Source organism: Amycolatopsis sp. NBC_01488 (assembly GCF_036227105.1).
GTDB lineage: Bacteria > Actinomycetota > Actinomycetes > Mycobacteriales > Pseudonocardiaceae > Amycolatopsis.
Window position 1 is genome coordinate 3,771,465 of record NZ_CP109434.1, and the last position, 20,912, is coordinate 3,792,376.

The 20,912-nt window shown below is 71.1% G+C and carries 21 protein-coding genes; 14 read left to right on the forward strand and 7 right to left on the reverse strand.

From position 1 onward, the window contains the following. Positions 1-18: 18 nt before the first annotated feature. From OG738_RS18280 to OG738_RS18300, 5 genes are all read left to right on the forward strand, one after another. Positions 19-1,728, forward strand: a complete 1,710-nt coding sequence (locus tag OG738_RS18280; protein ID WP_329055456.1) for an LpqB family beta-propeller domain-containing protein — start codon at positions 19-21, stop codon at positions 1,726-1,728. Positions 1,729-1,768: 40 nt separating this feature from the next. Beyond that, positions 1,769-2,413: a ComF family protein gene (locus OG738_RS18285; protein ID WP_329055457.1), complete on the forward strand. Its 645-nt coding sequence runs from the start codon at positions 1,769-1,771 to the stop codon at positions 2,411-2,413. Positions 2,414-3,342: 929 nt separating this feature from the next. Further along, complete coding sequence (gene hpf / locus OG738_RS18290) at positions 3,343-4,029, forward strand: ribosome hibernation-promoting factor, HPF/YfiA family (protein WP_329055459.1); 687 nt, start codon at positions 3,343-3,345, stop codon at positions 4,027-4,029. 205 nt (positions 4,030-4,234) lie between these two features. Then, positions 4,235-7,129, forward strand: coding sequence for a preprotein translocase subunit SecA (gene secA, locus OG738_RS18295; protein WP_329055461.1), 2,895 nt, complete (start codon positions 4,235-4,237; stop codon positions 7,127-7,129). 64 nt (positions 7,130-7,193) lie between these two features. After that, a complete protein-coding gene (locus tag OG738_RS18300; protein WP_329055463.1) occupies positions 7,194-8,372 on the forward strand; it encodes a cytochrome P450 in 1,179 nt (392 codons plus the stop codon). 321 nt (positions 8,373-8,693) lie between these two features. Here OG738_RS18300 and OG738_RS18305 read toward each other — a convergent pair whose 3' ends face one another. Further along, on the reverse strand, positions 8,694-9,137 hold the full coding sequence (locus OG738_RS18305; protein ID WP_329055464.1) for an Rv3235 family protein: 444 nt from the start codon (positions 9,135-9,137) through the stop codon (positions 8,694-8,696). A 228-nt stretch (positions 9,138-9,365) separates the two neighbouring features. Here OG738_RS18305 and OG738_RS18310 point away from each other — a divergent pair, with 228 nt between their 5' ends. Beyond that, positions 9,366-9,740, forward strand: a complete 375-nt coding sequence (locus OG738_RS18310; protein ID WP_329056750.1) for an HAD-IA family hydrolase — start codon at positions 9,366-9,368, stop codon at positions 9,738-9,740. A gap of 7 nt (positions 9,741-9,747) precedes the next feature. Here OG738_RS18310 and OG738_RS18315 read toward each other — a convergent pair whose 3' ends face one another. Further along, positions 9,748-10,509 (reverse strand): TrmH family RNA methyltransferase, encoded by a 762-nt coding sequence (locus OG738_RS18315; RefSeq protein WP_329055466.1) that lies wholly within the window; start codon positions 10,507-10,509, stop codon positions 9,748-9,750. A 34-nt stretch (positions 10,510-10,543) separates the two neighbouring features. On the opposite strand from OG738_RS18315, the gene OG738_RS18320 reads away from it, so the two are divergent. Beyond that, on the forward strand, positions 10,544-11,950 hold the full coding sequence (locus OG738_RS18320; RefSeq protein ID WP_329055467.1) for a WS/DGAT/MGAT family O-acyltransferase: 1,407 nt from the start codon (positions 10,544-10,546) through the stop codon (positions 11,948-11,950). Continuing rightward, positions 11,947-12,438, forward strand: a complete 492-nt coding sequence (locus OG738_RS18325; protein ID WP_329055469.1) for a DUF6912 family protein — start codon at positions 11,947-11,949, stop codon at positions 12,436-12,438. Before OG738_RS18320 ends, OG738_RS18325 begins: the two co-directional genes overlap by 4 nt. A gap of 180 nt (positions 12,439-12,618) precedes the next feature. Here OG738_RS18325 and OG738_RS18330 read toward each other — a convergent pair whose 3' ends face one another. From OG738_RS18330 to rsgA, 3 genes are all read right to left on the reverse strand, one after another. Continuing rightward, on the reverse strand, positions 12,619-13,359 hold the full coding sequence (locus OG738_RS18330) for a hypothetical protein (RefSeq protein WP_329055471.1): 741 nt from the start codon (positions 13,357-13,359) through the stop codon (positions 12,619-12,621). Between the two features lie 65 nt (positions 13,360-13,424). Further along, positions 13,425-14,318 (reverse strand): hypothetical protein, encoded by an 894-nt coding sequence (locus tag OG738_RS18335; RefSeq protein WP_329055472.1) that lies wholly within the window; start codon positions 14,316-14,318, stop codon positions 13,425-13,427. A 101-nt stretch (positions 14,319-14,419) separates the two neighbouring features. Then, positions 14,420-15,442 (reverse strand): ribosome small subunit-dependent GTPase A, encoded by a 1,023-nt coding sequence (rsgA, locus tag OG738_RS18340; RefSeq protein ID WP_329055473.1) that lies wholly within the window; start codon positions 15,440-15,442, stop codon positions 14,420-14,422. Positions 15,443-15,559: 117 nt separating this feature from the next. Here rsgA and OG738_RS18345 point away from each other — a divergent pair, with 117 nt between their 5' ends. Beyond that, on the forward strand, positions 15,560-16,318 hold the full coding sequence (locus tag OG738_RS18345) for an SOS response-associated peptidase (protein WP_329055474.1): 759 nt from the start codon (positions 15,560-15,562) through the stop codon (positions 16,316-16,318). After that, positions 16,315-16,923: an alpha/beta hydrolase family protein gene (locus tag OG738_RS18350; RefSeq protein ID WP_329055475.1), complete on the forward strand. Its 609-nt coding sequence runs from the start codon at positions 16,315-16,317 to the stop codon at positions 16,921-16,923. The genes OG738_RS18345 and OG738_RS18350 overlap by 4 nt, the downstream gene beginning before the upstream one ends. A gap of 141 nt (positions 16,924-17,064) precedes the next feature. Here OG738_RS18350 and ybaK read toward each other — a convergent pair whose 3' ends face one another. After that, entirely contained in the window at positions 17,065-17,541 is a 477-nt protein-coding gene (gene ybaK / locus OG738_RS18355; RefSeq protein WP_329055477.1) for a Cys-tRNA(Pro) deacylase, read from the reverse strand. A gap of 193 nt (positions 17,542-17,734) precedes the next feature. Here ybaK and OG738_RS18360 point away from each other — a divergent pair, with 193 nt between their 5' ends. After that, positions 17,735-18,358, forward strand: coding sequence for a sigma-70 family RNA polymerase sigma factor (locus OG738_RS18360; protein ID WP_329055479.1), 624 nt, complete (start codon positions 17,735-17,737; stop codon positions 18,356-18,358). Continuing rightward, positions 18,355-18,675, forward strand: a complete 321-nt coding sequence (gene rsrA, locus OG738_RS18365) for a mycothiol system anti-sigma-R factor (protein WP_257918242.1) — start codon at positions 18,355-18,357, stop codon at positions 18,673-18,675. The genes OG738_RS18360 and rsrA overlap by 4 nt, the downstream gene beginning before the upstream one ends. Before the next feature lie 64 nt (positions 18,676-18,739). Here rsrA and OG738_RS44680 read toward each other — a convergent pair whose 3' ends face one another. After that, the gene (locus OG738_RS44680; RefSeq protein WP_371827656.1) at positions 18,740-18,814 is read right to left on the reverse strand and encodes a 50S ribosomal protein bL37; all 75 of its coding nucleotides are present in this window, start codon (positions 18,812-18,814) and stop codon (positions 18,740-18,742) included. A 101-nt stretch (positions 18,815-18,915) separates the two neighbouring features. Here OG738_RS44680 and OG738_RS18370 point away from each other — a divergent pair, with 101 nt between their 5' ends. Together OG738_RS18370 and OG738_RS18375 are read left to right on the forward strand one after the other, a co-directional pair. Continuing rightward, on the forward strand, positions 18,916-19,128 hold the full coding sequence (locus OG738_RS18370) for a biotin/lipoyl-binding carrier protein (protein WP_329055483.1): 213 nt from the start codon (positions 18,916-18,918) through the stop codon (positions 19,126-19,128). Positions 19,129-19,130: 2 nt separating this feature from the next. Beyond that, positions 19,131-20,651 carry a sensor histidine kinase gene (locus tag OG738_RS18375; RefSeq protein WP_329055485.1) on the forward strand — a complete coding sequence of 507 codons (1,521 nt, stop codon included), beginning with the start codon at positions 19,131-19,133 and terminating at the stop codon, positions 20,649-20,651. Positions 20,652-20,912 lie beyond the last annotated feature (261 nt).

Consider the following 20,912-nt stretch of genomic DNA (forward strand, 5'->3'; position numbering starts at 1 on the left):
CAAGCTCTCCGTGGGCCGGTGAAACGGCTTCTGCTCGCGGTGCTGTGCCTGGTCCTGGTGGCCGGCTGCGCGAACGTGCCGCTGGAGTCCCAGCCCGTGGTCGTCTCCGGCGAACGGCAGGGCCAGGGGTCCGGCGACGTCGTCCCCGAGCCGGAGAAAGACATCGACCCGCTCTCGCTGGTCCGCGGCTTCATCGGCGCGACGCTCAAGCCCGGCCAGGGCAACGCGGCCGCCCGCGCCTACCTGGACGACCAGAGCCGGGCGAACTGGCGGCCCAGCCGCAGCCTGACGATCATCCAGAACACCTTCGGCACGGTCTACGACCCGGCCCCGCAGCCCGACCCGAACACCGTCGTCGTCAACGTGCGCGGGTTCGACGTCGGCATGCTCGACCAGAACAGCGCGTTCGTGCCGGACTACAGCCCGGCGGCGCTCAAGGTGCAGGTGCACAAGCAGGCGAACGGCCAGTGGCGGATCGCCGACCCGCCGCCCGACCTGTACGCGACCGAGTCCGACTTCAGCGAGAACTACACGCCGGTGTCGGTGAACTTCTACTCGGAGCAGTCGGCCACGTTCGTCCCCGACCGCCGCTACGTCATCGCGAAGCCGCAGTCCGGGCTGCCGGGCCGCGTGATGGATCTGCTGGTCAACGGGCCCTCGACGAGCCTGGCCGGTGCGGTGAAGAACCTGCTCGGCGAGCCGGTCGAGATCGACACGAACGTGAAGAGCCTGGACGACGGGACGCTCGTGGTACCGCTGACCGGGCTGTCCGGCGTCGCCGACGACATCCGGAACCTGATCGCGGCGCAGATCGTCCTGACCCTCCAGTACGTGACGTCGGCGCGGATCCGGATCCTCGCCGACGGCGCGCCGCTGGTCGCGAACCATCCGGACTGGCGCCTGAACGACCTGCCCGCGTACACCGCGACGCTGTCGCCGAGCCTGGAGCTCCCGGGCCTGATGACGGTCGGCGGCCGGGTGCGGTCCCTGCTCGACGGCGCACCGGTCCCCGGCCCGGCGGGCAACGGCGGCTACGACGTCGTGAACGCGGCCCAGTCGATCGACGGCAAGCGCCTGGCGGTGGTGGAGCACGACGGCCCGAAGGTCCGCCTGCGGATCGGCGATCTCGGGCACGACCTGCCGCTGGTCGGCCTGGGCGGCACGACGCTGAGCCGTCCGACGTGGCGGCCGGGCACCGGCGAGGTGTGGACCGTGGTCAACGAGCTTTCGGTCGGCCGGATGGTGGTCAGCCCGAACGGCCAGTGGACGGCCCTCACGGTCAACGCGGCGGATCTCATCCAGCAGGGCGGCATCACGGAGCTGCGGTTTTCCCGCGACGGCGCCCGCGTGGCGGCGGTGGTGAACGACCACCTGTGGGTGGCCTCGGTGGTCGGCAGCGGCGATTCGGTGGCCCTGCGCGAGCCCCGGCTGCTGCAGCCGCACGACCTCCAGGAAGCGGTCGACGTGGACTGGCTGGACCAGGACACCCTGGTGGCGGTGACGAAGTCGCCGTCCCAGCCGGTGGTCCGCGTGACGGTGGACGGCCAGCGGATGGACGCGTTCAACAGCTCCAACCTGACGCCCCAGGTGCACGGCGTGACGGCGGCGCCGAGCCGCCCGATCGTGGTGGCCGACGCGAGCGGGCTGTGGACGGCGTCGGAGCTCGGCGAGGTCTGGCGGCCGCAGGCCCACTCGATGAAGGACGCGGATCCGTTCTACCCGGGCTGAGGTTCCGGAAACTGTCGGTGGTGCCGGGGACACTGTCCGTGTGTGGCTCGATTTGCTGATCCCCGCCCGGTGCGCCGGCTGCGGGGCCCGTGGAGCGCCGTGCTGCGGCCGGTGCGCGGGGGTGTGGGGTGCGGTGTCCGAGGTCGTCCGGGTCCCGGTGGCGGGGAAGGTGCGGGTGTTCGCGCTGGCCCGGTACCGGGGCGTCGGCCGGCGGTTGCTGATCGCGTTCAAGGAGCGTGGCCGCCGCGACTTGGCGGCCTCACTGGGGCGCGCGCTGGCGGAGGCCCTGGTCGTCCTGCCGCGGGTGTCCGCTTCTCGGGTGTGCTTGGTGCCGGCGCCGAGCCGCCGTCCGGCGGCCCGGGTCCGCGGAGGCCCGCACGTCGAGCGCCTGGCCAACGCGGCGGCGAAGGTCCTGGCGGAGCGGGGCTTCGAAGTCGCGGTCGCTCCGGCGCTGGAGCTGTCCGGCCGAGCCCGCGACGCGGTCGGCCTGGACCGCGCGGCCCGGATGGCCAACCTCGCGGGCCGGGTGCGCTTCCGCGAGGCAGGCCGCCCACCGCCGGGCATGCCGGTGGTGCTCCTGGACGACGTGATCACGACGGGAGCCACGGCGGCGGCCTGCGTCCGGGCAATGGCGGCGGAGGGGATCGAGGTGGCGGCGGTCTTGACCCTGCTCGCGGCGGGGTGACGCATGGCGTGCGGCTGCGGGGCCGTCGTCGGCGCCGCGCCGCCCGGCGGTCCTCCGCCGCCCGGCACCAGTCCCGCGCCGCCAGGTGTGGCGGCCGCCGTCACCAGCCGCGCGGTGCCGGTCCGCGGCAGCAACGCCTGCTTCCGATCGCGCGGCCGCGGCAGCCATGGCTGCGTCCGATCGCGCGCAGCCGCGGCAGCAACGCCTGCTTCCGATCGCGCGCAGCCGCGGCAGTCACGGCTGCGTCCGATCGCGCGCAGCCGAGCATTCGTCACCGCCACGGGTACCACCGCCGACCGCGGCAAGCCACCCGCCTCCCCGGCCCTCACCACCGCAAACCCGGCACCCCACCCCGGCACCCCCCCCGGCCTCACCCCGCACCCGGGTGACCCCGACGTCACCTACACGAGTGACATCCGGCGGGAACGCAATCAGCTCGGGGGCCGTTGTCCCGGCATGAGGGTGTCGATCAAGACCACTCGGCCGCCAGGCCACTCCACCGGGGTGGCGGCTGCGGGAAACCTGGCCGTCACCCTCGGCGTCCACCAGCCGGCAGCGATGCGCCGTCCGTGTGAAAGCACGCGAACCGCACCGCGTCCGACCAGCGGGTGTTTTCTGGTGTTCACCCTCCGCTCACTGCGCGGGGTGACGGAGTCTCATTCCTCGACATCCCCCGGCTCGGGGGCTGTTGCAACGGGCGTGAGGAAGCTAACGTGCTCCGCTATCAGCAATCCCCGCAGGCAGGGAGGTGACGAGCCCATGTCCCTGGCGCCGGAGGTGCGCTGAGTCCGCGCTCGGGCCCCGGCACGAGACGTCGTGAACCGATCCCGAGTTCCTTCTCAGCCCGCGATCCGGGCTTCCGTCCCCGCTACACCGGCGCCGTGTGTGAACTCAACAGCTCGCAGTCATCTCAGCGAGGGAGGTCGTGTATGGACATCGTCGTTAAGGGCCGCAACGTAGAGGTGCCCGAGCACTATCGGGCACTCGTCAGCGAAAAGCTGGCCCGCCTCGAGCGCTACGACAGGAAAGTCATCCGGTACGACGTGGAGCTGTTCCACGAACCCAATCGGCGCCAGGCCAAGAGTTGCCAGCGCGTCGAAATCACCGGAAAGGGGCGTGGCCCGGCCGTACGCGCTGAAGCGTGTGCCGCCGACTTCTACGCAGCGCTCGATTCCGCAGTCACGAAGCTGGAGAACCGGCTGCGGAGGACACACGACCGGAGGCGCGTGCACTACGGGCGCAGCCGCCCGGAATCGGTCGCCGAAGCGACCTCGGCCCTGCCGGGTGGTGGATCCCCGGCCGCAGCCAGTCCCGCCGCGCGTACCGCGGTGTTGGAAGCACCCGAAGCCGAGCCGCAGACGAACGGCTTCGCGGTCGCCGGAGAGATCCACCTGCCCCAGCAGCAGAGCTGGGCCGACGACGACCTCGGTCACCAGCCCGGTCGCGTCGTTCGCGAGAAGCAGCACACCGCGGAGCCCATGACGGTGGACCAGGCTCTCTACGAGATGGAGCTGGTCGGCCACGACTTCTACCTCTTCAACGACTCGGAGGCGGGCCGGCCCAGCGTGGTCTACCGGCGGAAAGGCTTCGACTACGGCGTGATCCGGCTCGGCTGAGCCGTCCTAAGGAGGCCTGACGGATGGCCCGCACGCGGCTCGCGTGCGGGCCATCCGCACGTCCACGACCTACGGCGTGTGCACACGACGCCCACCGTTCCCTACGATGGGGTGGGACGGTGGCGCCGACCACGGCGGCCGCCGCGGGAAAACCTGCCCGGGACCGGCCTGGGCGCACTCATGATCAGCTAGTGAGGTCGACCGGATGGTGCTGAACCGCCTGCTCCGCGCGGGCGAGGGCAAGATGGTGAAGCGGCTGCGCAACATCGCCGATCACATCAACACCCTCGAAGACGACGTCAAGGACCTGACCGACGCCGAGCTGCGGGCCAAGACCGAGGAGTTCCGCAAGCGGAACGGCGAGGGCGAGTCGCTCGACGAGCTGCTTCCGGAGGCCTTCGCGGTCGCCCGGGAAGCGGCCAAGCGGGTGCTGGGCCAGCGGCACTTCGACGTCCAGCTGATGGGCGGCGCGGCCCTGCACCTCGGCCAGGTCGCCGAAATGAAGACCGGCGAGGGCAAGACGCTCACCTGCGTCCTCCCCGCCTACCTCAACGCCATCCCCGGCAAGGGCGTCCACGTCGTCACGACGAACGACTACCTGGCCAAGCGCGACTCGGAGTGGATGGGCCGCATCCACCGCTTCCTCGGCCTCGAGGTCGGCGTCATCCTGTCGGAGCAGCAGCCGGACGTGCGGCGCTCCCAGTACAACGCCGACATCACCTACGGCACGAACAACGAGTTCGGCTTCGACTACCTGCGCGACAACATGGCGTGGAGCCTCGACGACTGCGTGCAGCGCGGGCACAACTTCGCCATCGTCGACGAGGTCGACTCGATCCTCATCGACGAGGCCAGGACGCCGCTGATCATCTCGGGCCCGGCGGACCAGTCGTCGCGCTGGTACGTCGAGTTCGCCCGGCTCGCCCCGCTGATGAAGGGCATCGACACCACGACCATGGGGTCGCGGGAGCGCACCGAGAAGACGAACCTGATCAACTCGAAGTACCACTACGAGGTCGACGTCCGGAAGCGCACCGTCGCCGTCACCGAGAAGGGCGTCCGGTTCGTCGAGGACCAGCTCGGCATCGAGAACCTCTACGAGGCCGCGAACACCCCGCTGGTCGGGTACCTGAACAACGCGCTGAAGGTCCAGGAGCTCTTCCACAAGGACAAGGACTACATCGTCCGCAACGGCGAAGTGATGATCGTCGACGAGTTCACCGGGCGCATCCTGGTCGGCCGCCGCTACAACGAGGGCATGCACCAGGCGATCGAGGCCAAGGAAAAGGTCGAGATCAAGGCCGAGAACCAGACGCTGGCGACGATCACGCTCCAGAACTACTTCCGCCTCTACGACAAGCTGTCCGGCATGACCGGTACGGCCGAGACCGAGGCCGCGGAGTTCCACCAGACCTACAAGCTGGGCGTGGTGCCGATCCCGACGAACCGGCCGATGATCCGCGCCGACCAGCCGGACCTGATCTACAAGACCGAAGACGCGAAGTACGAGGCGGTCGCCGAGGACATCGCCGAGCGGCACGAGAAGGGCCAGCCGGTCCTGGTCGGCACGACGAGCGTCGAGAAGTCCGAGCGGCTGTCGAAGCTGCTGGTGAAGCTGAGCGTGCCGCACGAGGTGCTGAACGCGAAGCACCACGACCGCGAGGCGCTGATCGTCGCCCGCGCCGGCCAGAAGGGCGCCGTCACGGTCGCCACGAACATGGCGGGCCGCGGTACCGACATCGTGCTGGGCGGCAACCCCGACCTCATCGCCGACCAGGTGCTGCGCGAGCGGGGCCTGGACCCGGTCGAGCACTCCGAGGAGTACGAGGCCGCGTGGCCCGAAGTCCTGGAGCAGGTCAAGGCGGAGTCGAAGGCCGAAGCGGAAGAGGTTCGCGAGGCGGGCGGGCTCTACGTGCTGGGCACCGAGCGGCACGAGTCGCGCCGCATCGACAACCAGCTCCGCGGTCGTTCCGGCCGCCAGGGCGACCCCGGCGAGTCCCGCTTCTACCTGTCGCTCGGTGACGAGCTCATGCGCCGCTTCAACGCGACCATGGTCGAGCGCGTCATGACGACCATGCGGCTGCCCGACGACGTGCCGATCGAGCACAAGATGGTCTCCAAGGCCATCAAGAGCGCGCAGACCCAGGTCGAGCAGATCAACATGGAGCAGCGCAAGGACGTCCTCAAGTACGACGAGGTCATGAACGAGCAGCGCAAGGTGATCTACGCCGAGCGCCACCGCGTGCTGGCCGGCGAGAGCCTGCGCGACCAGATCGAGGGCATGCTCGTCGACGTCGTCAACGCCTATGTGGACGGTGCGACCTCCAGCGGCTACGCCGAGGACTGGGACCACGAGAAGCTGTGGACGGCCCTGAAGCAGCTCTACCCGGTCAGCATCGACTGGGAAGACCTGGTCGAGGACGGCGACCTCGACGCGCAGGGGCTCCGCGAGGCGCTGGTGCAGGACGCCCGCAACGCCTACGACAAGCGCGAAGCGGAGATCAACGCGCTCGTCGGCCCGGACGGCATGCGGACCCTGGAGCACCAGGTCATGCTGACGGTCCTCGACCGCAAGTGGCGCGAGCACCTCTACGAGATGGACTACCTCAAGCAGGGCATCGGCATGCGGGCGCTCGCGCAGCGCGACCCGCTGATCGAGTACCAGCGCGAGGGCTTCGACATGTTCCGCGCGATGCTCGACTCGCTGAAGGAGGAGGCCGTCGGCTTCCTGTTCAACCTGCAGGTCGAGCGGGCCGAGGCGCCGCCGGCGGAGGACGCCGCGGCGTTGCCCGCGGGTGTCGCTTCGGGCAACGGCCAGGCAGCCGCGCCCTCGGAGGGCCGGCACGCGCGTCCGGCGCCGCCGCAGCCGCCGACGACCGACACCGAGTCCGTCCCGGCCGCCCTGCGCGGCAAGGGCCTCGGCGGCGGTGGCCCGCAGTTGGGCGTGACGCTGTCCGGCCCGGGTGAGGACGGCGAGGTCGAGTCCCACGCCGACGGCGGGGCGCAGGCCGCGGGCGGTGGCGGTGGGGGAACCCGCCGGGATCGTCGTGCCGCGCAGCGCGACGCGCAGAAGAAGGGCAAGAAGGGCCCGCGTCGCTGACGTGGTTTCCGGGGCCGGGGTGCACGCGCACCCCGGCCCTGTTTTTGTGCGAGGGGAGAAGCCGGTGGATCCGCAGGAGTTCTTCGCGCTGTTCGCCGCGGAGCGGCGGCCGGATCCGTACCCGCACTACCGGCGATGGCGTGCGCGGTGGCCGGTCGCGCGGCTGGCCGAAGGGATGTTCGCGGTCAGCGGCCTCGCCGAGGCGACGCAGGTACTGCGCGACCCGGCCTTCGGGCACCCCGAGCCGGAGTACCTGGATCCGGCGGACCGGCTCCCGGACCAGCCGGTCGACGAATCGGGACGCGTGGTCCGGGCGTTCCTGTCCCTGAACCCGCCCGACCACACGCGGCTGCGACGGCTGGTGGCGAAGGCGTTCACGCCACGGATGGTCGAGCGGCTGGCACCGCGGATCGAGGAGCTCACCGCGTCGCTCCTCGACGGCGTGCGCGGTGAGTTCGACCTGATGACGTCGCTGGCCAAGCCGTTGCCGGTGGAGGTGATCGCGGAGCTGCTCGGCGTGCCGCTGGACGACCGCGAGCGCTTCGCGGCGTGGTCACACTCGATGGCGCGGGCACTGGACCCGCCGTTCCTGCAGCACCCGGACACGGTCGGGCCGGCGGTCAAGGCACGGCAGTCGTTCGTCGCGTACTTCCGTTCCCTGGCGGACCAGCGGCGACGCGAGCCGGGGGACGACCTGCTGTCCGCGCTGGTCGCGGTGTCCGACGCGGGCGACGTGCTCAGCGAGGGCGAGCTGCTGGTGACGCTGACGCTCCTGCTGATCGCCGGCCACGAGACGACGACGAACCTGATCGGCAACGGCGTACTGGCCCTGCTGCGCCACGACGGCCTTGGCGCGGCACCGCCCGACCGCGTGGTGGAGGAGGTGCTGCGCTACGACTCCCCGGTCCAGCTGACGGCCCGCACGGCGTTGCGGGACACGGAACTGGGGTCGTTCGCGGTGCCGGCGGGCAGCCAGGTGATCGTCCTGATCGGAGCGGCCAACCGCGACCCGTCAACAGGCGGCGACACGTTCGACCCGACCCGCACGCCGGGCCGCCACCTGGCGTTCGGCCAGGGAATCCACTTCTGCCTTGGTGCCCCGCTGGCACGGTTGGAGGGCCGCATCGTGTTCCGCGAACTGGCCCGCCGGATGCCGCAGCTGAAGTTGGCGGCCGATCCGAAGTGGACGGCGACGACCACCCTGCGCGGCTTGGCAACGCTCCCGGTCGCCAGCGGGGGTTAGGGTTCTGCCGCTCACGACTTGAGGGCCGGTGGGGAGGGGAGTTCGCGCGGCCGGTTGCTCGGCGGCATGGCCTGGGCTTGGCGGCCGGGTTGCGGCCCGGCGCCCGAGACCTCCGGCACCTCGGCTCGCCGACGCCGACGCCGACGCAGCTGGCGCCGCAGCCGCCGGCGACCCGGCGGTGCGCGAACCGGTGGTACAGCGAGCCGACTGCACAACGGCTGGGTGCGGGGCCCAGTCGCCCGAGACCTCTGGCACCTTGGCACGCCGACGCCGCAGGCGGCGGCTACGACCCTGGCGGCGCGCGAGCCGCCGAAGCGCGACTCACGCCGCAGCCCGGCGCTGTGCCTGAACCGGGTGTCCCGGTTTCAGCAGCGCGAACCGCACGCACTGCCAGCCCGCCGGTGTCCGGACGAACCTGGCCGCCAGCGCGATCGACCGGCCCGCCACTTCCACGCGGGCGCACGCCTCGATCACCCCCGGCGCCGGCGGGCACACGTGGACCCGGCACAGCCGGTGGCGCGGCCGTGCCAGGTGCGGGCCGCTCAGGCTCGCCAAGACCTCCGGTGCCACCAGGCCGCGGATCTGCGGCACCGGCCGGCGGCCGTCGTAGGCCTCCAGCAGCATGGTCAGCAGCCGGCTCACCTCGCCCGCCTCGAGGCCGCGAGGCATCGGCCACCGGGCATCGCTCCCGCGGTGTTCGTGCGGCGTGACGGCCGGTGGCCGGTCGGCCCGGCGTGGCACTTCGTGGTGAATCAGTGTTCTCACGCGGTGTTCCTCGGTCATTTCCTCCCCTCCCGGGCACGGCATTTCGCCGTCGCCTCCGCTTAGAGGCGGGAACCGGCCGGAAAGGCCACGAGAATCGCCCGATTCGGGAAAGAACCACCGCAACGATGGATTCACGGCCGCCGGTGCGGTAAGTGCGGGCGGTTGTTGCGCCATGCGAGACAACGCGTCGCCGCCCCGGCTATGGTGTGCCGGGTGCTGAAGGGGTTATTGGTCGACTTCGCCGGAGTTCTCACCGATCCCGACGCCGGCCGCTTCTACGATTACCTGGCGGCCGCGCGCGAGCGAGGCGTCCGCACCGCGCTGCTGTCCAACGCCCCTGGGGCGTCGGCCGAGGTCAAGAACACGATGTTCGACTATTTCGACGCGCTCGTGTTTTCCGGCGAGGTCGGGGTCGCCAAACCGGATCCCGCGGTCTACCTGCTCGCGGCCGACCGGCTCGGGCTGCCCGCCGTGCGTTGTGCGTTCGTCGACGACTCCGCCGCGAACATCCGCGGCGCCGTCGAGGCGGGGATGGTCGGCGTGCACCACCGGTCGGTCGAGGAAACGCTCTCCGAGCTCGGTGTGTTGTTCCCGGACTGGTGAGCGCGCGTCACCGCGCGCGGCGGACCAGCTCGAAAGACAGGACCGCCGCGGCGGCTGAGACATTCAGCGACTCGACGTCACCCGGCATGGGAATCGACACCCATTCCGTGACGAGCTCGCCGACTTCGGCGCCGACTCCGCCCGTCTCGCCGCCGAGCACGAACGCGGCGCGCTGCGGCAGGTCGACGTCGAACACCGTGGTACGAGCCGACGCGCCCAGCGCGTAAAGGCCGTAGCCGGCTTCGGTGAGCAGTTCGGCGGCTTCGCGCGCGGACCCGCACCGCAGCACCGGCGCGCGGAAGGCGACGCCGGCCGAAGCCTTGACCACCAGCGGGTCGAGCGCGGCGACACCGCGTCGCGGCACGATCACGCCCTCGAGCCCGGCGGCCGTCGCCGTGCGCAGGATCATCCCGACGTTCGCGGGCGTGGTGATGCCGTCGAGCAGCAGCACCCGAGACGGCGGTCGACGGTCCGAAAGCGCGGTGTCAAGCGCGCGCATCCGCGGCGCGACGACGTCGGCGAGCACGCCCTGGTCTTGCTTGCCGTTGCCGGCGAGGACCTTGACCCGGTGCGCGCTGGCGCGCTGCACCATGACTCCGGCGGCCTTCGCCGCACGCTGGATCTCGGCCGCGCCGGGACCGCGGGCGGTGTCGGCGAGGATCACCTTGTCCACGCGCAGGCCGTCGTCGGCCAGCGCTTCGAGCACCGGCTTCCGGCCGTAGACGGTCAGGAAGCGGTCTTTCGGCGAGACAGTCGACTCATCACCCACACCCGGCAGTCTCGCACTGTGTAAGGATCGCCCCATGCCCGACCGCCTCTCCGCGCTGGACGCCTCGTTTCTCTACCTCGAGGACCACGCGACCCCGATGCACGTCGGCGGCGTGGCGATCTTCGAGCGGCCGCGGTCCGGGTTCAGCTACGCGCAGCTGCTCGACCTCGTCGGCGCGCGGCTGGCATACCTGCCGCGCTACCGGCAGCGCGTCCAGGAGGTGCCGGGTCACCTCGCGCGGCCGGTGTGGGTGGACGACGTCGACTTCGACCTGAACTACCACGTCCGGCGCTCGGCGCTGCCCCAGCCGGGCAGCGACGAGCAGCTGTTCGACCTGGTCGCGCGGCTGATGTCGCGGCGGCTGGCGCCGGAGCGGCCGCTCTGGGAGGCGTACTTCATCGAGGGCCTGGCCGGTGACCGGGTGGCGCTGGTGACCAAGACGCACCAGTCCGTTGTGGACGGTGTCGGCACGATCGAGCTCGCCCAGCTCATCCTCGACCCGACGCCGGCCGAGCCGGAGCCGTTCGAGGACATCTGGACGCCGCGCCGCGAGCCGAGCCGCACGCAGCTGGTGCTGGACGCGGTCAGCGAGGGCGTCCAGCGGCCGGGCGAGGTGGTGGAGAACGTCCGGTCGGCGGCGAACGACGCGTTCGCGACGGCGGGCAAGTTCGCCGAGACCGTCGGCGGGGTGGCGTCGACGCTGCGCACGCTGGTGACTCCGGCGCCGACCGGGCCGCTGAACGTCCGGGTGTCCGGCGGCCGCGTGTTCTCGGTGGTCCGGACGCGGCTGGAGGACTTCCGCAAGATCCGCGCGGCGCACGGCGGCACGGTCAACGACGTCGTCCTCGCGGCCATCACCGGCGCGCTGCGCGAGTGGCTGCTTTCGCGCGAGGAGCAGCTGACGCCGACCGCGACGATCCGGGCGCTGGTCCCGCTGGCGGTCCGCGACGCCGAGACGGCGGAATACTCGACGCCGGCGCTGGTCGGCAACCAGGTGGCCGCGTACCTGGTGGACCTGCCGGTCGGCGAGCCCAACCCGGTGCTGCGGTTGCAGCACATCGGGCACGCGATGGCCGAGCACCTGGACTCGGGCCGTCCGGTGGCGGCGCGCGGCCTGCTCAAGGTGGGCGGCTTCGCCCCGGCCACCCTCCATTCGCTCGGCGCGCGGGCCGCGGGTTCGCTGTCCGGGCGCATCTTCAACGTCATGGTGACCAACTCGCCGGGCCCGCAGGTGCCGATGTACGCGGGAGAGGCCAGACTGGTCGAGATGTTCCCGGTGATGCCGCTCATGCGCACCCAGGCGCTGGCGATCGGGGTGACGTCCTACCACGGCGGCGTCTACTTCGGACTGAACGGCGACCGCAAGGCCGCGTTCGACGTCGACCTCGTGGCCGGGATGATCGAAGAGTCCGTGGAAGAGCTGAAGGGTGCGCACTGGTGAGGGTCTATCTGCCTGCGACCATCGCGATGCTTCGCGACCTCGAATCGTCGGGGGAGTTCCGCGCCCGCAGCGGAACGGCGTTCGCGCTGACGCCGGCGTTGCGCGAGGCGTACGTGAGCGGGTCGGACGAGGAGCTGGAGTACGCGGCCCTGCTGGACGCGGCGCGGGCGTCCCTGCGCCTGATCGCGGCGGAGGAAAAGGGCGAGCCGCGCCGGGTGGTGATCTCGGCGGACGTTTCCGGCGTGACGTTGCGGCCGGACCTGGACGCCCCGGTGGTCCGCATCGGTGGCCCGATCCCCCTGTCGGCGGTAGCGGCGATCCACGTCGACGCGGCCGAGGCGGCGGACGCGGTGGCCGCGGCCGCGGCGGTGATCGACGCGGCGGACCTCGGCGACCCGGACGCGGAATTCACGCTCGGAGACGCCGAGGACCACGAACTGGCTTGGTACGCCCCGCAGGAACTGCCGTTCTTGCTGGAGCTTCTCTGACTTGTCCACAGGTGGAGTCGGCTGTGGACAAGTCGGGTCGAGCTGGGGGTTGTGTCGGGGGTGGCCGGTAGACTGGACTTGGGGACGCCCCCCCCGGGATGGGCGGGGGCTGCCTTGGTCGGGGCTGGGGCTGCCTTGGTCGGGGCTGGGACTGGCTGGCCGGGGCGGGGCAGCGTCTAACTAACCCACCTCGTCCGCAGGCGGCGCCTGCACCTCGACTGGCGCGCCCCACTCGCGGTACCGCGTGGTGATCCGAGCCTCGCCGCCCTGCAGGATCGGCGAAAGGTCCAGCACGATCTGCAACGGCCGGTGCGCGTCGTCGAGCCACAGCTCCACCGGGAACTTGCCCCCGAGACGGCTCGCCGAGTCCGCCGACAAGCCCGCCGGCAGGTCCGTGCCCAGCCGGGACAGGTCCAGGTCCACCCGGTAGTGCTCGGCCGCCACGCCACTCAAGTCCGTGTGCTCCGAGGAGACGATCGAGCCCGCCGTCCGGATTTCGCCGAGCGTGTGCGCCGGGTCGTTCTGGGCCGCCAGTTGCGTGAGGCTGCCGCCGAGGACCTGGGAAAACGGGTCCGTTCCGTCCGCCGCGACCACTGTCCAGGGCTTGCCGGCCTGGTCGCGCGAGCCCTCCGGGACCTTCGCGTACAGCTTTCCCGCCACCAGCCGCAGCTCCATCGGCTCGCCGATGAAGTCGGTCGTCATCACCTGGGACGTCCCGCCCGGACCGAAGCGTGCCTGGCCCTGGCCCTTCGAGCGCACCTGGCCCACGGCGACGTCCGTGGTGAACTTCGCCGAGCCGCCGCTCGCCGTGGCCGCGGTGGCCGCGTCGGCCAGTGCCCGGGCGTCGGCGAACGCCGGGGGTGGCGGCGAAGTGCACGAGGTCAGCACCAAGGCGAGCAGCACGACGGCGGCTTTGCGCATGGCACACCAAAACACAGCGGCTCCCCCGAACCCGTTCGGGGGAGCCGCCGCTACTCAGCGTCCGGTCAGCGACCGGCCTTCTTCATCAGCTCGCCGAGGTCGACGACCTGGTCGGCCGGCGGGGCCGCCACGTCGACCTGGGTGCCCCAGTCGCTGTACTTCATCGTGAACTTCGAGTCGCCCGCGCCCGGCACGCCCATCGCCTGCATCATCGGGCCCTGGTCCATGGTCACCTGCACCGGCAGGTTGTCCTTGTCCAGCCACAGCTCCATCGGGAGCTTGATGTCCTTGCCCTTGAGCATGTCGGTGAGCTTGCTGCGCGCGGCCGCCGGGACCGAACCGGTGAACTGGTCGATCGCCTTCGCGACGTCCAGCTCGACCTTGTAGTGGTTGACCTGCTGACCGTTCAGCTCGGTCTGGTCGGAGGAGATGATCCGGCCGGTCTTCGAGATCTGGTCGAGCATCTTGCTCGGGTCGCTCTGCTCGGCCGACTGCGACAGCGAGCTGCCCAGCGCCTGGGAGACCGGGTCGGTGCCGTCGGCGGAGATCTTCGCCCACGACTTGTCGGTGCCCATCTGCTTCTGCTGGTCGGCGGGCAGCTTGATGTACATGACCTTGTCGACCATGCGCATCTCGGTGGTCTCGCCGGCCGCGGTGCTGGTCATCGAGAACTTGGTGTTCGCGCCGTCGATGGCCATCGCGCCGGTCGCGCTGAGCGCCTGGCCGGCGGCGGAGCCCTCCATGGTGAACTTCGCCGACTTGGACTTCTCGGTGCCCTGCTTGGACGCCGACGCCAGCTGGATCGCGTCGGTGAACGGCGAGGCGAGGCCGCTGCCGCCGGCGGCCTGCGTCTGGCTGCCGGCGGCGGCCGGCTGGGCGGTACCGGAGTTGCCGCTGCACGCCGTGAGCGTCAGCGCCAGCACGGCGGCGCTCGCGGCGACCAGGGTGGTCTTGCGCATCGAATTCCCCTCAGAGTCGGATCTTCCGCTCGGCATATCGCCCGATCGGACGAATAGTTACCACTGGGACGGTGACGATCCGGCCTTGGTTCCCGGTTGTCTCAGGACTCTGTGACGCGGGTCACTTCATGGCCGCCGCGGGAGGCCAGCAGCCGTCGCAGCGACGCCAGCCGTTCGGCGCCCGCGTGGCCTTCGGTGACGACGTCGTCGAGCGCGCAGTCCGGGTCCTCGGGCGGGCCGAGGTGCCCACAGCCCGACGGGCACTCCTCGGCGGCCGCCGCGAACTCCTCGAACGCGTCGACGATGTCGTCCGCGGTGACGTGGGCCAGCCCGAACGACCGCACGCCCGGCGTGTCGATGACCCAGCCGCCGTCCGGCAGCGGCAGCGCCACCGCCGCCACGGACGTGTGGCGTCCCTTGCCGACCGCGCTGACGACACCCGTGGCCAGCGCGGCATCCGGCACCAGGCGGTTGACCAATGTCGACTTGCCGACACCGGAGTGCCCGACCAGCGCCGTCACGCGGTCCTTCAGCATCTCGGCGACGCCTTCGGGCTCTTCGTCGTAGCGGGTCACGATCGCCGGGATGTCGAGGCCCGCGTACCCGGCCAGAAGCTCGTCCGGGCTGGCCAGGTCGGCCTTCGTCAGGCACAGCACCGGCTCGACGCCGCCCGCGTAGCAGGCGACCAGGCAGCGGTCGATGAAGCCGGTCCGCGGCGGCGGGTCGGCCAGCGCGGTGACGATCAGCAGGCGCTCGGCGTTGGCGACGACCAGCCGCTCGTACGGGTCGGTGTCGTCGGCCGTGCGCAGCAGCGAGCTGGTGCGCTCGTCGACGCGGATGATGCGCGCGAGGGTGTCCGGCTTGCCGGAGACGTCGCCGACGATCCCGACGCGGTCGCCGACCACCACCGGCGTCCGGCCCATTTCACGGGCCCGCATCGCGGTGATCACCTGTTCGGGGTCGGCGTCGATCGCGCAGGTCCAGCGGCCGCGGTCCTTGCCGATGACCATGGCGTTGACGGCGTCGGCGTGCTCGGGACGGCGCTTGCTGCGGGGCCGGGTGCCCTTGCCCGGACGCACGCGGACGTCGGACTCGTCCAGCTTGCTCCAGTCGTTGCGCGCCAAACCCTCGTCCTCTCGTGCACCGGTGCCCACCCGAATGATCCCACGTCGCTCGCCACGGCCCTGGCCTGCGTGTAACGATGGCGTCCCGGACGTTTCCGGCATGCGAGGAGGTTGGCCATGTGCGGCCGCTACGCCGCCACGAAGGACCCGGCGAAGCTGATCGAAGAGTTCGAGGCCATCGATCTCACCGAAGGGCACGCGCGCGCCGACCACAACGTCGCGCCGACGAAGAACGTGGTGACCGTCGTGCAGCGGCACCCGCGTGACGAAGACGGCGAGGTCCTCGAGGACGAGCCTGCCGAGCGTTCGCTGCGGATGATGAAGTGGGGCCTGGTGCCGTTCTGGGCGAAGGACCCTTCGGTCGGCTCGCGGATGATCAACACGCGTGCCGAGACGGCCGCCGAGAAGCCTGCCTTCCGCCGCGCGCTGGTGTCGCGGCGCTGCCTGGTGCCCGCCGACGGCTGGTTCGAGTGGCGCCGCACCGGCAAGGAGAAGGAGCCGTTCTACATGACGGAGCCGGACGGCTCCTCGATCGCGTTCGGCGGGATCTGGGAGACCTGGCACCCGAAGGACGACAAGGACGCGCCGCCGCTGATCACGTTCTCGATCATCACGACCGACTCCGCCGGCCAGCTGACCGACATCCACCACCGGATGCCGCTGATCGTGCCTCGCGCCCATTGGGACGACTGGCTCGACCCGGACCGCGAAGACGTCAAGGACCTGCTGGTGCCGACGCCGGACGACATCGTCGCGTCGCTGGAGCTGCGGCCGATCTCGACGCTGGTGAACAACGTCCGCAACAACGGGCCCGAGCTGCTGGAGCGCGTCGACCCGGCGCACGAAGGTGCCCTGTTCGACGTGCCGAAGTCATGACGGCCCTCGAGATCGACACCGCGTACGGCCCGGCCCGGGTCTACCTGCACTGCGCCGAGGAAGGCGTGGCGGTGCTGATGCTGGGCCACGGCGCGGGCGGTGGGCTCGGGGCGAAGGACCTGGTGGCGGTGACGCGCGCGGCGCAGTCGGCGGGGGTGCACGTGGCGCTGGTCGAGCAGCCGTACCGGGTGGCGGGCCGCCGCGCGCCGGCCCCGGCGAACCAGCTGGACGCGGCCTGGCTGACGATCGCGGACGAGCTGTCGGAGCGCTTCGACTCGCTCCCGCTGGTGTTCGGCGGCCGGTCATCGGGAGCGCGAGTGGCCTGCCGGACGGCTTCGGCCGGGCAGGCGGTGGCGGTGCTCTGCCTGGCGTTCCCGGAACATCCGCCGGGCAAGCCGGAGAAGACGCGGCAGCCGGAACTGGACGCGGTCGAGGTGCCGGTCCTGGTGGTGCAGGGGGAGCGGGACCCGTTCGGCCGGCCGGCCGCGGGACCACACCACGAGATCGTCATGGTCGACGGGGACCACAGCCTGTCGAAGGACCTGGAGACGGTGTCCCGGGCGGCGACGGAGTGGCTGTCGCGAGTGCTGCGCCCGCTGGCCTGAGTTGTCCACATCGGGTACGGCTATCCACAGATTTTCGGCCGGACGGTTTTTGCACCCCTTCAGCCGATACGCTGGACAGGGGCCGCCCCCCCGGGACGGGTGGGGGCTGTCTGGCGGGCCTCTGGGGGATAAACCCGCAGGTCAAGCCGCGATCGGTGCCACCACCGCATTCGTCAGGCGGATCAGCTCGGCCGGGGCCAGTTCGACTTCCAGCCCGCGTCGCCCGGCCGAGCAGAACACCGTCTCGAACGTCGTAGCCGAAGTGTCGACCACCACCGCCAGCCGGCTCCGGTGGCCCAGCGGTGAGATTCCGCCCAGCACGTACCCCGTCGCCCGCTGCGCCGCCGCCGGGTCGGCCATCTTGGCCTTCTTGCCGCCCGCCGCGGCCGCCAGAGCCTTCAGGTCCAGCTGGCCCGTGACCGGGACCACGCCGACCACCAACCGGCCGTCCACCTCGGCGACCAGGGTCTTGAACACTCGGGCGCGATCGAGGCCCAGCGCTTCCACCGCCTCCAGCCCGTACGACTCCGCGCGCGGGTCGTGGTCGTATGCGTGCAGCGTGTGCGCCACTTTCTGCTTCACCAGCAGCGCCGTCGCCGGGGTGCCCTTGCCAGCCATGGGGCGGAGTCTAGGGAATGCCCGCACCCTCCGATCGGTTGTACGGGGCGTGACCACAACCCTCGCCACCACACGCTCTCGCAGCCGCCGCCGCCCTCAGGCACCGGCGAACCGCGGTGTGCCCGGCCCCCGCGTAAACTCGACGTCGCCGTATGCGCGCACGCGCATCGACGCCGAGCGGGAAGGGAACGGTTTGCCGAGCACGCAGAACCCAGCGTCGGAAGAAGCGACCGAGGCCGAGCGCGCCGAGCGCTTCGAGCGGGACGCGATGCCGCTGCTCGACCAGCTGTACTCGGCCGCGATGCGGATGACCCGCAACCCCGCCGATGCCGAGGACCTGGTCCAGGAGACCTACCTGAAGGCGTACGCGGCTTTCGCGTCCTTCAAGGCCGGCACGAACCTCAAGGCGTGGATGTACCGCATCCTCACCAACACCTACATCAACGGCTACCGCAAGCGGCAGCGGCAGCCGGTGCAGCAGCCCACCGAGGAGATCACCGACTGGCAGATCGCCAAGGCGGAGAGTCACACGTCCGCGGGGCTGCGTTCGGCCGAGGTCGAGGCGATGGACAACCTGCCCGACACCGACGTGAAGGCCGCCCTGCAGAAGCTGCCCGAGGAGTTCCGGCTGGCCGTCTACCTGGCCGACGTCGAGGGCTTCGCGTACAAGGAGATCGCCGAGATCATGGACACCCCCATCGGCACCGTGATGTCCCGCCTGCACCGCGGCCGCGCCCAGTTGCGCGACCTGCTCGCCGACGTCGCCCGCGAACGCGGCTTCATCCGGGGTGCCAAGGAGGAGGTGGCGGGGCGATGAACGACATGTGCGAGGGCGCGTCGGACAAGGTCCGCTGCGAAGAGGCGCTCGCCGACATCTACCTGCTCCTCGACCGCGAATGCAGCCCCGAGCGGGACGCCGCCCTGCGCGCCCACATCGACGACTGCCCGCCGTGCCTCGAGGAGTACGGCATCGACGAGCACATCAAGCAGCTGCTGGCCCGCAAGTGCGGCGGCGACCACGCCCCGGCCGAGCTGAAGAGCCGGCTGCGCGCGTCGATCCGCCAGACCGTCGCCACGCGCGGCGGCGTCACCGTCGAACGCACCGAGATCACCCTCGAGCAGCGTTCCGAATAGCGCCCGAGCACGACAAAGGCCCCCGCGCAGGAGTGCGGGGGCCTTTTGCGTGCCGACGCCGGGTTCAGGAGTTGGGCTTACCGCCGTGGTTCGCGCTGTTCTTCTTCCGGCTGCGACGCTTGCGGGCGCGCTTCGACATGTTCACTCCTCGTCGTCAAAGCTGGTCAACCTCTCAAGTGTGTCATGACGTCCCGTTCTGGTTGGATGGGGTGGCCGGGCGAGCGCGAGGAGGGGTGCCGGATGGCCGAGATCAGGGCCGAAATGGTCGGCACCGTGCTGCACGTCGTCGCGGAGCCGGGTGCCGCGTTGAACGCCGGCGACACCGTGCTGATCCTGGAGTCGATGAAGATGGAGCTGCCCGCCGTGAGCGAGAAGGCGGGCACGCTGACCAGCCTCGCCGTGGCGAAGGGCGACCGGGTCCAGCAGGGTGACGTGCTCGGGACGGTCGAGTAACCGTGTCCACGCTCGCCGAACTGCTCGCCGACAACACCGGACTCCCCGGGGAGGCCGCGGACCACCTGCAGACCGTCGTCGCGGAGTGGCAGCTGCTGGCCGACCTGTCCTTCGCCGACTTCCTGCTCTGGGTCCCGGTGACCGAGGAGCTGCAGCCGGACGGCGGCGACTTCGTCTGCGTCGCGCACGCGCGGCCGACGACGGCGCCCACCGCGCACCCCGAGGACGTCGTCGGCACACGCTTCACGGAGGAGGAGCACCCGCAGCTGGCGAAGGCCATGCGCGAGGCGCGGATCTGCCGTGAGGAAGACCCGCACTGGTACCGCGACCTGCCGATGCGGCGCGAGGCGATCCCGGTGCGGTTCCACGACGACGTCGTCGCCGTGATGAGCCGCGAGACGAACCTGGCCGCGCCTCGGGTGCCCTCGCCGCTGGAGATCGCGTACCTGGGCAGCGCGGGCGATCTGTGCCAGATGATCGTCGACGGCACGTTCCCGCCGAGCGGCACCAACGCGACCGACACGCACACCTCGCCGCGAGTGGGGGACGGGCTGATCCGGCTCGACTCGAGCGGCACCGTCGTGTTCGCCAGCCCGAACGGCCTGTCCGCCTACCACCGGATGGGGCACGAGTCCGACCTGGTCGGCACGCGCCTGGCGCCGCTGACGCGGTCGCTGATCCGCGACCCGTTCGACGCGACCGAGGTGTCGCACCGGATCATCGAGGCCCTCGACGGGAAGCCGTCGAGCCGCACGGAGGCCGACTCGCGGCGCGGCGCGGTGGTGCTGTTCCGCGCGCTGCCGCTGCGCCCGGCCGGGCAGGCGGCGGGCGCGCTGGTGCTGGTCCGCGACGTCACCGAGGTCAAGCGCCGCGACCGGGCGCTGCTGTCGAAGGATGCGACGATCCGGGAAATCCACCACCGGGTGAAGAACAACCTGCAGACGGTGGCGGCGCTGCTGCGCCTGCAGTCCCGGCGGACGTCGTCGGAGGAGGCCCGGCTCGCGCTGGCGGAGTCGGTGCGGCGGGTGACGTCGATCGCGCTGGTGCACGAAGCGCTGTCGATCTCGGTGGACGAGCGCGTCGACCTCGACAAGCTGCTCGACAACGTGCTGCCGATGGTCGGCGAGGTCGCCACGGCGGAGTCGCAGGTCGGGCTGAAGCGGAAGGGCTCGTTCGGGGTGGTGGTCGCGGAGATCGCGACGCCGCTGGTGATGGTGCTGGCCGAGCTGGTCCAGAACGCCATCGAGCACGCGTTCCCGGCCGGCCGGTCGGGGAAGGTCGAGCTGATCGTGGAGCGCTCGGCCCGCTGGCTGGACGTCGTCATCCGCGACAACGGGCGCGGCCTGCCGGCGGGGTTCTCGCTGGAGCGTTCGGACGGCCTGGGCCTGCAGATCGTGCGGACGCTGGTGGAGTCCGAGCTGCGGGGGTCGCTTTCGCTGCGCAAGGTGCACGCGGAGACGTCGTCGCCGCGCGTGACGGGCACCGAGGCCGCGCTGCGCATCCCGCTTTCGCGGCGGCTCTAGACCGTCGCGTTTGGACTCGATCACCGCCGGGCATACCGGTGCGGCGGACGCGATCGGGTGCGGATCGCGGGAGGAAAACACGCTGAAGGCCCGGCACCTGGTAACGCGGGTGCCGGGCCGTTCAACGTTTTGCGGGAGGACTTGAAGTCCCGGTGAGGTTTCAGCACACCCGTCGTCAGGTGGTTTCACCTCGGTTGTTAAGCTGAAGCCGGGTAGGCATCACCCCAGACGGCGGAGGCACAGAAGTGCCAGCCGGGCGAT